The following is a 12,430-nucleotide window of genomic DNA, read 5'->3' on the forward strand; positions in this document are numbered from 1 at the left end:
CGGCTTCCACTTACTGAACATCGCTGAGCTTCCCCCGGCCGCCATAGGAGATGCGCGCCTCGGCGATCTTCTCGTAGAAGATCGTGTTCGAGGACGAGATGTCGATCGGCCGGACGATGCCGGCGATGGTGAGGACGCGGACCTCCTTGTTGACCCGCGCCTCCTGCGAGCCGCTGATCACGAGGTTGCCGTTCGGCAGGACCTCGGAGACGACCGCGGCGATGCGGAGCCGGAGCGTCTCGGAGCGGCCGATGGAGCCGGTGCCCTTCATCGACGACTTGCCGGCGAAGGTGAGGTTGCCGGCGAACTCGCCCGCCTTCACGTCGGCGCCGAAGCCGCCGAACTCGACACCGCCGCCGGCGGTCGCCTTGACGCCCGCCTCGCGGCTGCGGCCGCTCTCGTTGTCGAACTGGGCCTGATCGTTGATGTCGATCATGACGGTGACGAGGTCGCCGACCTTGTGGGCGCGGAGATCGCCGAAGAGGCCCTGATTGTTGCCGCCCCAGAGGCCGTGGAAGGAGCGCTTGGTCGGCGCGGTGAAGGCGGCGGGAAGCGCGACGGTCTCGGTCGAGAGGCCGGAGCCGACCGGCGAGAGCGGCGGCGTCGCGCGGGCGGTCGAGGATTCGGTCGTCTTGCAGCCGGCCGCGGCGGCGGCGAGCGCGAGGACGAGAACGGCGCGGCGGATCATCCCTGCTCTCCCCCGCCCTTGAGGCTGGAGAGGCCGGCCATGACGTCGGTCAGGGCGGCGGCGATGCCGGCATCCATCTCGTTGAGGATGGCGCTCGCGGTCCGCGGGCTGAGCTTGGCGAGGATCGCGGCGGCCGCCTCGGGATCCATGACGGCGATCTGCTTGGAGGCGGCGTCGGGGCGCATCTGCGAGTAGATGGCGACCACCGCGGCGTCGGCCTTGTCGAGCATCTCCTGCCGGCGCTTGACCCACTCCTCGACCTCGGCCCGCTTCGCGTCGAGCTTCGCGATGCGGTCGTCGAGCTCCTTCTGCATGGCGGCGATGGCCTCGGCCTGCCGGGCGTAGCGCGCATCGGCGGCGACGCTGGCGATGGCGCGGCAATACTGCTCGGCATTGTCGCCGACGGCACCGGTGGTCTCCGCGGCGACGGCGGGCGCCACCCCGTCCGCACCCTCCGCCGGCAGCACCGGAAGGATCGCGCCGGCGGCGAGGAGGAGGATGGCGAGGGAGCGGCGTGCGGTCATGGATGGCGCCTACTGGATGACGAGCTCGGCCTGGAGCGCGCCGGCGGTCTTGATGGCCTGGAGGATGGCGATGATGTCGCTCGGCTTGAGGCCGAGCTTGTTGAGCCCGTCGATGAGGGTCTGGAGGCTGGTGCCGCCGCCGACGATCGCCATGTGGCCGTCCTGCTCGGTGGCGGTCACCTGGGTGCGCGGCAGGACGACGGTGCGGCCGGTCGAGGAGAAGGGCAACGGCTGCGACGCGACCGGCGTCTCGACGACGCGGACGGTGAGGCTGCCGTGGGTGAGGCCGACGGTCGAGATGCGCACGTCCTGGCCGACGACGACGGTGCCGGTGCGCTGGTTGATGACGACGCGCGCCGGCGCGTCGGGATAGACGAGGAGGTCGCCGATCATGGCGAGGAAACGGACGGAGCTGATATTCGCGGGCCGCGTGAGCGCCACCGTCCGCATGTCGCGCTCGCGGGCGACGGGCTTGCCGAACTGGGTGGTGGCGAAGGAGTTGATCACGTCGGCGATGAGGGTCGCCGTGGCGAAGTCCGGATTCTGGAGGTCGAGGACCAGGGTCTTCAGGTCGTCGAGGTCGCCGGCGACCTCCTTCTCGACGGTCGCCCCGTTCGGGATGCGGCCGTCGGTCGGCACGCCCTCGCTGACCGAGGCGGCGACACCGGCGGCGGAGAAGCCGGAGCTGAGGATGGCGCCCTGGGCGACCGCATAGACCTGGCCGTCGGCGCCGTTCAGCGGCGTCATCAGGAGCGTGCCGCCGTTCAGCGAGGTCGCGTCGCCGATCGAGGAGACGTTGACGTCGATGCGGGTACCGATGTTGGCGAAGGGCGGGAGGTTGGCGGTGACCATCACGGCGGCGACGTTGCGGACCCGGAGGTTCTCCTGGGTGACGTTGACGCCGAGGCGGTCGAACATCGCCTGCAGCGACTGCTGCGTGAACGGCGAGTTCCGCATCGAATCGCCGGAGCCCTGGAGGCCGATGACGAGGCCGTAGCCGATGAGCTGGTTGTCGCGGGCGCCGACGACCGTCGTGATGTCCTTGATGCGCGTATAGGCGCCGGCATCGCCGGCGGCGAGGCAGAGGACGGCGGCGAGGGCGAGAGAGAGGAGCCTCATCGGCCGATCCGGACGGTCCCGTCGGGCTGGACGACGCCGAAGATCACCTTGCCGCTGTCGACGTTGCGGATCTGGATGCCGTCGCCGAGGGCGCCGGACTGGAGGGCCATGCCGGTGGTCGACATGGTGAGCGCGCCCTCCTCGAAGACGGCGACGACCATCTTTCCGCGGGTGACGAGCTCGGGCTCGGCGACCGCGTTCCGGGCGATGAGCTTGCCGGGGAGGAGCGTCCGCTTCGCCACCTTGCCGGAGAGCTCGCCGGCGGTGGCGACGACCGGATAGGTGTCGGAGGTGCCGAGGGGAAACTCCTCCTCGGCGAGCATCGAGGAATCGATGACGTCGCCCGGATAGATCACGATCGCGGCGACCGGCAGGCTCTCGACCGGCGGCGCCGCGGACGCTCCCGTCGCGACAAACGCGAGGATGGGGGCGAGGACGGCAGCGAGGGCGAGGACGGCTGTCTTGCGGGCGATCATGGCGCGGCTCAGCGGATGCCCTTGGTGACGGTGCCTTCCATCTCGTCGACCGCCTGGATGATCTTGGAGTTCATCTCGTAGGCGCGCTGCGCCGAGATGAGCTCGGTGATCTCCTTGATCGGGTCGACGTTGGAATCCTCGAGATAGCCCTGGTTGATCGAGCCGAAGCCGTCCTCGCCGGCGAGGCCGGCGATCGGCTGACCCGACGCCGTGGTCTCGCGATAAAGGTTGCTGCCGAGCGGCGAGAGGCCGGAGTCGTTGGCGAAGGTGGCGAGGTTGAGCTGACCGAGGAGCTGCGGATCGGTCTGGCTCGCGACCCGCGCATAGACCTCGCCGGACTCGTTGACGATGACCTCGACGGTGTCGTCGGGGAAGGTGATCTGCGGCTCGACCGCGTAGCCGTCGCTGGTGACCAGCGTGCCCTCGGCGTTCTTGTTGAAGGAGCCGGCGCGGGTGTAGAGCGTCTCGCCGTCGGGGCCGGTGATCTGGAACCAGCCGCGGCCGTTGATGGCGAGGTCGAGCGGGTTGCCGGTCTGGCTGAGCGAGCCCTGGATGTGGAGGTTGCGGACGCCGATGGTCTTGACGCCGAGGCCGATGCGGGCGCCCTCCGGGACGATGTCGGCGCCGCCCCGGTTCGGCACGCCCTCGGCGCGCTCGGTCTGGTAGAGGAGGTCCGAGAACTCGGCCCGCGCCCGCTTGAAGGCGGTGGTGTTGATGTTCGCGATGTTGTTCGCGATGACCTCGACATTGGTCTGCTGCGCCGACATTCCGGTCGCAGCGATCGCCAGCGCACGCATGACTGAACTCCCTTAGATCTGCATCCTGCTGACTTCCTGGTACGCCGCGACGAGCTTGTCGCGGAGCGCCGTGGCGGTCTGGAGCGCCTGCTCGGCGTTCATGACCGCCTGCACCACCTGCTGGACGGAGGCGGTGCCGGTGATGGCGCCGATCGCCGCCGTCTCGCCCGCCTTGAGGCTGTTCACCGCGCTCGCCGCCACGTCGGCGAAGACCGATGAGAAGTCGGCGCCCGCGGCGACCTTCGCCGGACCGGCGACCCGCGCCGGACCATCGGCCTGCGTGACGCCCCCGATACCCGAGATCGCTCCGATCATCAGCCGTTCCTCAGAAGATCGATGGTCATGTTGGTCATCAGCCGCGCCTGCTTGACCATCTGCAGGTTCGCCTCGTAGGCGCGGTTGGCCTCCCGCATGTCGGCCATCTCGATCAGGATGTTGACGTTGGGGAGCTTGACGTTGCCGTCGGCGTCGGCGGCCGGATTGCCCGGGTCGTGCTCGATCTTGAAGGGCGCGTCGTCGACGCCGGTCGCGCGGACCGAGACGGTCGAGGCGCCGGAGAACCGGTCGAGCTCGCTCTCGAAGGTGACGGTCTGGCGCTGATAGGGGTCGGAGCCGGGCGTCGACCCGGTCGAATTGGCGTTGGCGATGTTCTCGGCGACGACCCGGAGCCGGAGCGACTCGGCCTGGAGGCCGGAGCCGGCGATGGTGGTGGCGAGGCGGAGGGGATCGATCACGAGCCGGTCCTCACGCTGGCGAGCAGCATCCGCTGGAAGGACCGCAGGATCGACATGTCGAGGGCGTAGGCCCGGTTGATCTCGTCGGCCTTGACGAGCTCCATGTCGAGGGCGACGGGGCCGCCGGTCGTGGTCACGCCGTAGCCGTCGACGCGGTTGCCGCCGTCGGGGTTCGCGGCGTTGCCGATGTGGCCGGGGGCCGTGGTCGCCATGGCGGTGCCGCCGGTCGAGTTGAGGACGGCGCTGAAGGGCTCGATGTCCACCGCCTGGTAGCCGGCGGTGTTGGCGTTGGCGATGTTGCCGGTGACCAGCGCCTGGCGGACCGACGCCCAGTCGGCGTGTCGCGCGGCAAGATCGAAGAGGTAGACTGGTTGCACGCCGGCCTCCGGGTTCCTGCCGGCAAGCTAGGCGGCGAATCTTGCACGAGGCTGGCCAAGCGGCTGGCGGCGCGGCTCAGACGGCGGCGCGGCGGACGGCCGGGCGCGGCGGCAGGCGGACGCCGGCGACCGTTTCGGAGAAGCGGCGGAGATTGACGCGGGAATCGCCGTCGAGCTCGGCGAAATGGATGCCGCGGATGTCGACGCCGACGAAGTCGCCGCCGAAGACGACGCGGAAGAAGGCGGTCAGGCGCTCGTCGCGGAGCTCGATGCCGAGGCTGACCTTCGGCGCCGTGCCCCAGTCGAAGTCGACCTCGGCGTCGTTGGCGTAGGAGAGGCTGCCCTCGCGCACGGTGAACTCGGTCGAGGAGCCGATGATGTCGCCGAGATTGGCGTGCTTGCCGGCGCAGGCGCAGGACAGGATGATGCCGCCATCGGCCAGGGCGAGCTCCTGCAGGAACTCGCGGAGCCCCTCGGCGAGGACCTTCTCGTAGACGAGAATCTCGGCGGCGTTGGCCGGCCGCTTGACGAGCATGTTGCCGTCAAACCGCTTTTGCATGCGACTGCCTCGCGTAGAGGAAATAGAGGATCTTCGCGACCGCGCGGTAGAACTCCGGCGGAATCATCTGGTCGACCTCGACGGCGTCGTAGAGGGCGCGGGCGAGCGGCTTGTCCTCGACGATCGGGACGCCGTGGCTGGTGGCGATCTCGCGGATGCGGAGCGCGACGAGGTCGGCGCCCTTGGCGAGGACCTTCGGCGCCCCGCCCTCCTTGCGGTCGTAGCGGAGCGCGATGGCGAAGTGGGTCGGGTTGGCGATGACCACGGTCGCCTTCGGCACGGCCGCGATCATCGAGCGGCGGGCGCGGTCGCGGGCGAGCGAGCGGAGGCGCGCGCGGACGAGCGGGTCGCTCTGGGCCTGCTTCATCTCGTCCTTGCGCTCCTGCCGCGTCATGCGCAGGTCCCGGTGCCAGCGCAGCCGCGACCAGACGATGTCGGCGGCGACCATGACGACGATGGTGACGCAGACGACCGAGACGAGACGGACGGTGAGCGAGAGGATGAGCGCCGGCACGGCGGCCGGGTCGGTGAACATCGAATCGATCACCGGGGCGCGCTCGCCGTTCAGCATCATGGCGACCACGGCGCCGACGGCGACGAACTTGAACATCGACTTCAGGAACTCGACCTGTCCCTGGCTGCCGAAGATGCGCTTCCAGCCGCCGGCCGGCGAGATGCGCGAGAACTTCGGCCGGATCTGCTCGGTGGTGACGCGCGGCGCGTTCTGGAAGAAGGAGGCGGCGAAGCCGGCGACGGCGAGGACGACGATCATCGGCAGGAGGAAGAGCCCGGCCTGCATGCCGAAGGCCATCATCAGGCCGATGGCGTCGGCGCCGCTCTCGAGGCGGAAGTCGCCGGGATTGTCGAGGAGGAGCGCCATCCGCCCGGCGAGCGGGCCGGCCCCCGGGCCGACGAAGAAGCCGACGACGATGAGGATGCCGAGGAGCGAGGCGAACATCGAGGCCTCGCGCGAACGCGGGATGTTGCCCTTCTCCAGCGCATCGGAGATGCGCTTCTGGGTCGGCTCCTCGGTCTTGGATTCGCGATCCTGTTCCTCGGCCATGGCGACCCGGTCAGCCCACCATCGCCTCGTCCTGGCCGCCGCGGATCTCGATCTCGCCGCGGCCGGCCATCTCCATGGCGATGTCGGTGATCAGGCGCCGGGCATCGGCGACCTCGCGGGCGGACGACGGCCCGCCGCTCGTGAGCTCCTGCTCGACCATGCGGCGGACGCGCGAGGCGAGCGCCGAGAGGAGCCCCTCGCGGAGCTCCGGCGCGGTGCCCTTGAGGGCGACGACGACCCGGTCGCTCGGCACCTTGTCGAAGAGGGCCGTGCGGTCCCTGGTCGAGAGCTTCACGATGTCCTCGAAGGTGAAGAGCATGCTCTTCAGCTGCTCCGCCGCCTTCGGCCGGGTCTCGGCGAGGCCGGAGAGGACCTGCTCCATCTTGTCGCGGTCGAGCTTGTTGATGATGTCGGCGATGCGCGCGTGGCTGTCGTTGCCGGCGTTCTTCGCGAAGGTGGTGGCGAACTCCTGCTGGAGGGTGCGCTCGAGGAGGCGGAGGGGCTCGTCGACCAGCGGGCGGACGGTGAGCATGCGGCGGATGATGCCGTCGCGCTTCTTCTGGGGCAGCAGGCTGATGATGCGGGCGGCGCAGGCGGCATCGACCTTCGACAGGATGACCGCGGCGGCCTGCGGGTGCTCGTTGGCGAGGTAGCTGCCGAGGGCGCCCTCGTTGACGCCGGGAATGCGCTCCCAGATCGAGCGCTCCGGGCTGCCGCGGAGGTCGCCGAGGATCTCGTCGATCTGCTCCTTCGGCAGGATGCCGGTCAGCATCCGCTCGACCTCGCCGGAGGAGGTGATGAGGCTCGCGCCGGCGGCGAAGTTCGCGGCGAACTCCTCGATCAGCGCCTTGATCTGCGGCGCCGGGACCTGGGGCAGGTCGGCGACCGAGCGGGTGATCAGCCGGATCTCGTCCGGCTGGAAATGCTTCATCAGCCGCGCCGCGGCCTCCTTGCCCATGGAGAGCAGGATGGCGGCGACGCGCTCCGGCCCGTCGAGGGGCGGGCCGGGAAGCGTCCGTGCGGTGGCGTGATCCTGCATGCCCCGTCCCTACTCGCCGAAGGCGAAGCCCGGGGGGCCGGCGATCTCGGTGAGCGATACGCCGAAGCGGGCGTTGTCGTCCTCGAGGACGACGACCTCGCCGCGGGCGATGACGCGGCCGTTGACGACGACGTCGACCGGCGCGCCGATCTTGTGGTCGAGCGGCACGACCGCACCGCGGCCGAGCTTCATCAGGTTGGCGACCGGCATGGTCGCCTGGCCGAGGATGACCTGGACCACGACCGGAATGCGCATGATGGCGTCGAGGTTGCGGGGCGTGTCGGCCCCCTCCCCCGCCTTCTTGAGCGTGCTCTGGCCGAAGAGGACGTCGTCGCGGCGGCCGGACAGGCCGGCGGCGGGACCGTCAGTGGTGAAGCTCGAGGACATCGCGGTGACTCCCTAGGTGATCGCCTCGCCGGCCGGCGCGAAGGCGCGCATGCGGCGGAGGGAAGCGGCAAAGGCCTGGTTGACGTCGCCGCCGGCGGCGGGGGCGGCGCGCACCTCGTCGAGGCGGACCGCCAGCGTCATGGCGGCCTCGCGGCCCTCGCCGACGACGAGCTGGAGGGCGCTGCGGGCGCTTTCGAGCGCGATGATCGAATCGGCGATCGCCTCGCGGTAGGTGGCGAGATCGCCGCCGAGGCGGGAGAGCCGGCCGTGCAGGCGCCAGACGGTGAAGCAGGTGGCGACGAGCGCCGCGGCAAGGGCGACGTTAGCGAGCAAGGACATCGTTGATGAACTCCCTCTCCTGGTCGATCGCCTCGTCGATGCACAGCGTATGGCGGCCGTCGCTCTGGCCGAGGAAGGCCCAGAAGAGCGGCTGGCTGTTGCTCTCGACCTTGATGCGGCTCTGCGGCGTCACCGGCAGCTTCAGGACCTGGCCGACCCTGAGCTTCGCGATGTCGCCGAGAGTGAACTCCTTCGATTCGACGACGGCGCGGACGCGCACCTCGGTGCGCTCGACCTCGTCCTTGATGCGGCCGACCCAGGCCGGGTCCGGCGCCTTCTCCTCGCGCGTGGCGATGCGGGAGAGGAAATGGCGGAGCGGCGTCAGCGCCGCCTGCGGGATGACGACGAACATCTCGCCGCCGCGGTTGAGCGCCTGGAGGATGAAGCGGACGACGATGGCCGGGCCGTTCCGCTTGCCGGCGCCGGCGAAGTCCATCCGCGTCTCGACCCGCTCGAAGGCGAAGCGGGCATTGGTGACGAGGCCGAAGCCGGACTGGAGGGCGTGGCCGACCTCGCCGAAGAGGAAGCGGCAGACCTGCAGCTCGATGTTGGTGAAGGCGCGGAGATCCTCGAGCGGCCGCTCGCTGCCGTCGCCGCCATAGAGCGTCTCGATCATGGTGTAGATGAAGTCGCGGTCGAAGCCGCAGATGACCCGGTTCTCCCAGGCGGGAACGTGGAAGACGCCGGCCACGGCATTGAGCTCGTGGGCGTCGAGGGTCGCGCCGATCCGCGCCGTCTCGATGGCGTTGAGGGTGAAGTGCGGCAGCGACGAGGAGAGCTTGCGGAGGCGCTCGGTGAGCTGGCTGCCGACCCGGTCGAAGATGACGCGGAGCATCGGAAGCTGCTCCGGCGTCAGGCTCGAGGCCTCGACCAGGCGCTCGCGGAGGTCGGGGCGGCCGAGGCGGGAGGTGGCGGTCTTGCCGAGAATGGCCATGCTACGCCGCCTTCGCCAGGACCGGCGCCGCCGGCGGCGTGTTCGAGATCGCCTCGTTCTCGACCTCGTCGATGGTCGGCCGCTCGGCCGAGGCGATGGTCTTGCGGCCGTGCTCCAGCGCGATCTGCGGCATGGCGCCGTTCATGAAGGCGATGAGGGTCTGCTTGACGATGATGAAGGACTGCACCTGCTTCTCGCGGGTGAGCTTGATCTTCTGGGCGAGCGGCGAGATCACCGCATAGGAGACGAAGATGCCGGTGAAGGTGCCGATGAGGGCGGCGCCGATGTAGTGGCCGAGCACCTCGGGCGACTCGTCGAGCGCGCCCATCGCCTTGACGATGCCGAGCACCGCCGCGCAGATGCCGAGGGCCGGCAGCGCCTCCGAGATGGTCGACATGGCGCCGCAGGGCTTCAGCTTGTGCTTCCGGAGCGTGCTGATCTCCTGCTCCATCAGCCCCTCGATCTCATGGGAGCGGGCATTGCCGATGATGATCAGGCGGACATAGTCGCAGACGAACTGGGTCAGCTCCTTGTCCTTCAGGATCGACGGGAAATGCTGGAAGAGCGGCGATTCCTGCGGGTTGTCGATATGCGCCTCGACCTCGTTCCGCGGCCGGCTGCGGAGGTCGCGCATCAGCGCGAAGAGGAGGCTGAGGAGCTCGAGGAAATCCTTCCGCTTCGGCACCTTGTTGGAGAGCGCCTCCATCGACCCCTTGGCGGCGTCCTTGATGGTCGACATGGGGTTGCCCATGATGAAGGCGCCGAGGGCGATGCCGCCGATGATGACGAACTCGTAGGGCTGCCAGATCACCTCGAGGTGGCCGCCCATGGCGATGAAGCCGCCGAGCAACGATCCGATGCCGATGACAAGGCCGATGAGGACGCCCAAGGTGGAGGCTCCGCCGCTTCGCTGATTCCGCTCCTGACTGCATCGCCCGGAGAGCTTGCGCGAGGCTGGATCGGGGCGATTGCCTCGATAGACAGAGATTCCTTCCAATCGGTCATGAGGACGACTTCTGGCAGGGATTGGGGTCACCCATTGCACGCCATGCGCGGCGGTGAAAATAGGGGACGAGCTTCGCGCGGTGCCCCTTCAATCAGGGCCGGTCGCCGCACCCATCAGGTATCCTCGTCCTTGCCTCCGCCGACCGAACGCATGATCTCACAGGATGAAATCGGCGGCTTTCATCGCCCCGGCCTTTGCCACCATGATGGCGATATCCGCAATCCCGTCGCCGTTGATGTCGCCGGAGACCAGGGTGTTGCTACCCATTTTCTGCCAGCGAAGCTCCCCGGCCTCGCCGCTGAACTTCTTCTTCCCGATGAATGCGAAGACCCGGGAAGCGTTCAGTGGATCGATGGCGGAGAGGTCGATCCGGTCGCCCTGGCCACGCTTGAAATCCGCAATCAGGTCGCTCAGCTTCGGCTTCACCGCGCTGTCCCCGGCGGACTCGAAGACGAACATGTCGGCCCCCTTGCCGCCTTTGATCGTGTCCTTGCCGGTACCGCCGACCACGATGTCATCTCCCTTCCCGGCGTCGATCCTGTCGTTGCCGGCGAGGCCGAGAATCAGGTCTCCCTTGCTGGTGCCCTTCAGTTTGTTGCCAGCCGACGTGCCGACGATGGCGCCCGACGGAAGGACGACGTTGAACGTCACCGTCCCGGCGTCGCTGCCACCCTGGCCGTCGAGGGCGGTGTAGTCGAAACTGTCCTGGCCGCCGAAGAACCCCTTCGGCGGCAGATAGGTGAAGCTGCCATTGACACTCAGCACCATCGAGCCGCCGAGGCTGGTGACGTAGGAGCCCGGCTGGACGGTCAGCGTCCCGCCGTCGATGTCCGTGTCGTTCGACAGGACGCTGCCGGTCACCTGGCCGTTTCGATAGACGGAGAAGACATCGTCGACGGCCACGGGGCTATCGTTGACGGACAGTATGGTCAGGGAGACGGTTGCGCTCGCCGTGCCGCCATTGTTGTCGCCTATCGTGTATGAGAAACTGTCGGTTCCGTTGAAATTGGCCGCGCCCTGGTAACTGTACGCCCCGTTGGCATTCAGGATGACCTTGCCGCCTTTTGCCGTCGTAAAGTCCTGGGAAACTGCAACAAGAATGTCGCCAATACCGGCGACGTCATTGCTCAGAACATTACCCGTGATGATTTCATCTTCATTGCCTTGGCCTGCATCGTCGTTGGCTGTCGGATCAATGTCATAGCTCCCGAGATCGAATGTCGATTCATCGCTGAATTCCAAGACTTCGATGCGTCCATCGTGGGCGGTTGAGAAGTGATCCCTGATTGTAATGGTATCCGAACCGACCTGGATGGAAAGATCGCTTCCCGATCTGGTCAGCGTCAGAGCAGCGTATGTGATTCCATCCCCAAAGATGATTTTGTCGTCACCCGATGCATCGCTGATCGTGTCGGAACCATCGTCGATGTCGAAATAAAACGTATCGTCGCCAGATCCGCCCTTCAATATATCGTTGCCCCTGCCACCATAGATAAGGTCATTATCCTCGCCACCATCGATTGTATCGGCATTCGTCGTCCCGGCCAGAGCATCGTCGCCCTTGCCGCCATTGATTGTTACGGCGACCGTATTCTCACCCGTAAAATCGACGACGTCGTCCCCATCGCCCGCTTCAATGATGTCGATATATGCTACGCGGGGGGTGAAATAATTATACATTGGGCTCAAAGTGTCGCCAGCCACAAGAACATCGTTACCAGACGTCATGATCAAAGTGTCAATCCCGGTTCCATTGACCAAGAACCCCTCATCGATGTCCCCATGGAACGAATCGTAACTGCGATTCTTTTCACCGAGATTGACGTATTGCGCGAAAGGGGCCGCAGAACCAAGTGACGCTAATGTGTAATCAATCGACCATGCGGCATCCTGATTATAAATAAACGTATCATCCCCATCTCCCCCAAAAAGAGAATCCATTCCCGTCCATCCGGAAATATAATCGTTCCCATTTCCTCCGAACAGAAGATCATTTCCCGCGCCTCCATCAATAATATCTTCCCCAGAACCACTAAGAACTAAATCATTTCCGCTATTTGCCCATAGAATATCTTTCCCATCGGCGCCTCTAATAATAACATCACCATATGTTACTGCGGAATTCGCTAATATTATTATGTCGTTACCTGGTCCTCCATTGAAATTTTCAATACTGTAAAACATAATCGTACCGATAACGTCTGTCAGCACGACGAAATCGTTCGTAATAGTCAGATTGATGCTATCGTTTCCACCAAGACCATCATATATAGCATTATTCATGTTTACGATGACAAATTCAAAAGTTACCTCGTATCCTGTATAAGGATTATTTAATACTCCGCTGTAAGTAACAACGATACTATCAAAATCTAGATAGTTGTCTCG

Annotated in this window: 16 protein-coding genes; all 16 read right to left on the reverse strand. The window is 66.4% G+C overall.

Annotated elements, in window-relative coordinates; genetic code table 11:
* Positions 1 to 10 precede the first annotated feature (10 nt).
* Positions 11 to 688 carry a flagellar basal body L-ring protein FlgH gene (locus PKD06_RS15615; RefSeq protein WP_324381667.1) on the reverse strand — a complete coding sequence of 226 codons (678 nt, stop codon included), beginning with the start codon at positions 686 to 688 and terminating at the stop codon, positions 11 to 13.
* On the reverse strand, positions 685 to 1,212 hold the full coding sequence (locus PKD06_RS15620; RefSeq protein WP_324381669.1) for a MotE family protein: 528 nt from the start codon (positions 1,210 to 1,212) through the stop codon (positions 685 to 687). Before PKD06_RS15620 ends, PKD06_RS15615 begins: the two co-directional genes overlap by 4 nt.
* A gap of 9 nt (positions 1,213 to 1,221) precedes the next feature.
* On the reverse strand, positions 1,222 to 2,331 hold the full coding sequence (locus PKD06_RS15625; protein WP_324381671.1) for a flagellar basal body P-ring protein FlgI: 1,110 nt from the start codon (positions 2,329 to 2,331) through the stop codon (positions 1,222 to 1,224).
* Positions 2,328 to 2,807 carry a flagellar basal body P-ring formation chaperone FlgA gene (flgA, locus tag PKD06_RS15630; RefSeq protein WP_324381673.1) on the reverse strand — a complete coding sequence of 160 codons (480 nt, stop codon included), beginning with the start codon at positions 2,805 to 2,807 and terminating at the stop codon, positions 2,328 to 2,330. The genes PKD06_RS15625 and flgA overlap by 4 nt, the downstream gene beginning before the upstream one ends.
* 8 nt (positions 2,808 to 2,815) lie before the next feature.
* Complete coding sequence (gene flgG, locus PKD06_RS15635) at positions 2,816 to 3,604, reverse strand: flagellar basal-body rod protein FlgG (RefSeq protein WP_324381675.1); 789 nt, start codon at positions 3,602 to 3,604, stop codon at positions 2,816 to 2,818.
* A 12-nt stretch (positions 3,605 to 3,616) separates the two neighbouring features.
* Entirely contained in the window at positions 3,617 to 3,919 is a 303-nt protein-coding gene (locus PKD06_RS15640; protein ID WP_324381677.1) for a flagellar hook-basal body complex protein FliE, read from the reverse strand.
* Positions 3,919 to 4,335 carry a flagellar basal body rod protein FlgC gene (flgC, locus tag PKD06_RS15645; RefSeq protein WP_324381697.1) on the reverse strand — a complete coding sequence of 139 codons (417 nt, stop codon included), beginning with the start codon at positions 4,333 to 4,335 and terminating at the stop codon, positions 3,919 to 3,921. The genes PKD06_RS15640 and flgC overlap by 1 nt, the downstream gene beginning before the upstream one ends.
* Positions 4,335 to 4,715: a flagellar basal body protein gene (locus PKD06_RS15650; protein ID WP_324381679.1), complete on the reverse strand. Its 381-nt coding sequence runs from the start codon at positions 4,713 to 4,715 to the stop codon at positions 4,335 to 4,337. The genes flgC and PKD06_RS15650 overlap by 1 nt, the downstream gene beginning before the upstream one ends.
* A 76-nt stretch (positions 4,716 to 4,791) precedes the next feature.
* On the reverse strand, positions 4,792 to 5,274 hold the full coding sequence (locus PKD06_RS15655) for a hypothetical protein (RefSeq protein ID WP_324381681.1): 483 nt from the start codon (positions 5,272 to 5,274) through the stop codon (positions 4,792 to 4,794).
* Positions 5,258 to 6,337 (reverse strand): flagellar biosynthesis protein FlhB, encoded by a 1,080-nt coding sequence (gene flhB / locus PKD06_RS15660; RefSeq protein WP_324381683.1) that lies wholly within the window; start codon positions 6,335 to 6,337, stop codon positions 5,258 to 5,260. The genes PKD06_RS15655 and flhB overlap by 17 nt, the downstream gene beginning before the upstream one ends.
* A gap of 10 nt (positions 6,338 to 6,347) precedes the next feature.
* Positions 6,348 to 7,376: a flagellar motor switch protein FliG gene (locus tag PKD06_RS15665; protein WP_324381685.1), complete on the reverse strand. Its 1,029-nt coding sequence runs from the start codon at positions 7,374 to 7,376 to the stop codon at positions 6,348 to 6,350.
* 9 nt (positions 7,377 to 7,385) lie between these two features.
* Positions 7,386 to 7,763: a flagellar motor switch protein FliN gene (gene fliN, locus PKD06_RS15670; RefSeq protein ID WP_324381687.1), complete on the reverse strand. Its 378-nt coding sequence runs from the start codon at positions 7,761 to 7,763 to the stop codon at positions 7,386 to 7,388.
* Positions 7,764 to 7,775: 12 nt separating this feature from the next.
* On the reverse strand, positions 7,776 to 8,102 hold the full coding sequence (locus tag PKD06_RS15675; protein WP_324381689.1) for a hypothetical protein: 327 nt from the start codon (positions 8,100 to 8,102) through the stop codon (positions 7,776 to 7,778).
* Positions 8,086 to 9,036 (reverse strand): FliM/FliN family flagellar motor switch protein, encoded by a 951-nt coding sequence (locus PKD06_RS15680; RefSeq protein ID WP_324381691.1) that lies wholly within the window; start codon positions 9,034 to 9,036, stop codon positions 8,086 to 8,088. The genes PKD06_RS15675 and PKD06_RS15680 overlap by 17 nt, the downstream gene beginning before the upstream one ends.
* Position 9,037: 1 nt before the next feature.
* On the reverse strand, positions 9,038 to 9,925 hold the full coding sequence (motA, locus tag PKD06_RS15685) for a flagellar motor stator protein MotA (protein WP_324381693.1): 888 nt from the start codon (positions 9,923 to 9,925) through the stop codon (positions 9,038 to 9,040).
* A gap of 273 nt (positions 9,926 to 10,198) precedes the next feature.
* The coding region (locus PKD06_RS15690; protein WP_324381695.1) for an Ig-like domain-containing protein at positions 10,199 to 12,430 on the reverse strand (2,232 nt) is incomplete at its 5' end.

It is taken from the genome of Enterovirga sp. (genome assembly GCF_035325185.1).
Taxonomy (GTDB): domain Bacteria; phylum Pseudomonadota; class Alphaproteobacteria; order Rhizobiales; family Beijerinckiaceae; genus Enterovirga.

Bases quoted from the DNA above. Each gene is read 5' to 3' on its own strand.
- PKD06_RS15625 (WP_324381671.1), bottom strand. From the start codon at position 2,331: ATGAGGCTCCTCTCTCTCGCCCTCGCCGCCGTCCTCTGCCTCGCCGCC.
- flhB (WP_324381683.1), bottom strand. From the start codon at position 6,337: ATGGCCGAGGAACAGGATCGCGAATCCAAGACCGAGGAGCCGACCCAG.
- PKD06_RS15640 (WP_324381677.1), bottom strand. From the start codon at position 3,919: ATGATCGGAGCGATCTCGGGTATCGGGGGCGTCACGCAGGCCGATGGT.
- fliN (WP_324381687.1), bottom strand. From the start codon at position 7,763: ATGTCCTCGAGCTTCACCACTGACGGTCCCGCCGCCGGCCTGTCCGGC.
- PKD06_RS15665 (WP_324381685.1), bottom strand. From the start codon at position 7,376: ATGCAGGATCACGCCACCGCACGGACGCTTCCCGGCCCGCCCCTCGAC.
- PKD06_RS15620 (WP_324381669.1), bottom strand. From the start codon at position 1,212: ATGACCGCACGCCGCTCCCTCGCCATCCTCCTCCTCGCCGCCGGCGCG.
- PKD06_RS15675 (WP_324381689.1), bottom strand. From the start codon at position 8,102: ATGTCCTTGCTCGCTAACGTCGCCCTTGCCGCGGCGCTCGTCGCCACC.
- PKD06_RS15655 (WP_324381681.1), bottom strand. From the start codon at position 5,274: ATGCAAAAGCGGTTTGACGGCAACATGCTCGTCAAGCGGCCGGCCAAC.
- PKD06_RS15680 (WP_324381691.1), bottom strand. From the start codon at position 9,036: ATGGCCATTCTCGGCAAGACCGCCACCTCCCGCCTCGGCCGCCCCGAC.
- PKD06_RS15615 (WP_324381667.1), bottom strand. From the start codon at position 688: ATGATCCGCCGCGCCGTTCTCGTCCTCGCGCTCGCCGCCGCCGCGGCC.
- flgA (WP_324381673.1), bottom strand. From the start codon at position 2,807: ATGATCGCCCGCAAGACAGCCGTCCTCGCCCTCGCTGCCGTCCTCGCC.
- flgG (WP_324381675.1), bottom strand. From the start codon at position 3,604: ATGCGTGCGCTGGCGATCGCTGCGACCGGAATGTCGGCGCAGCAGACC.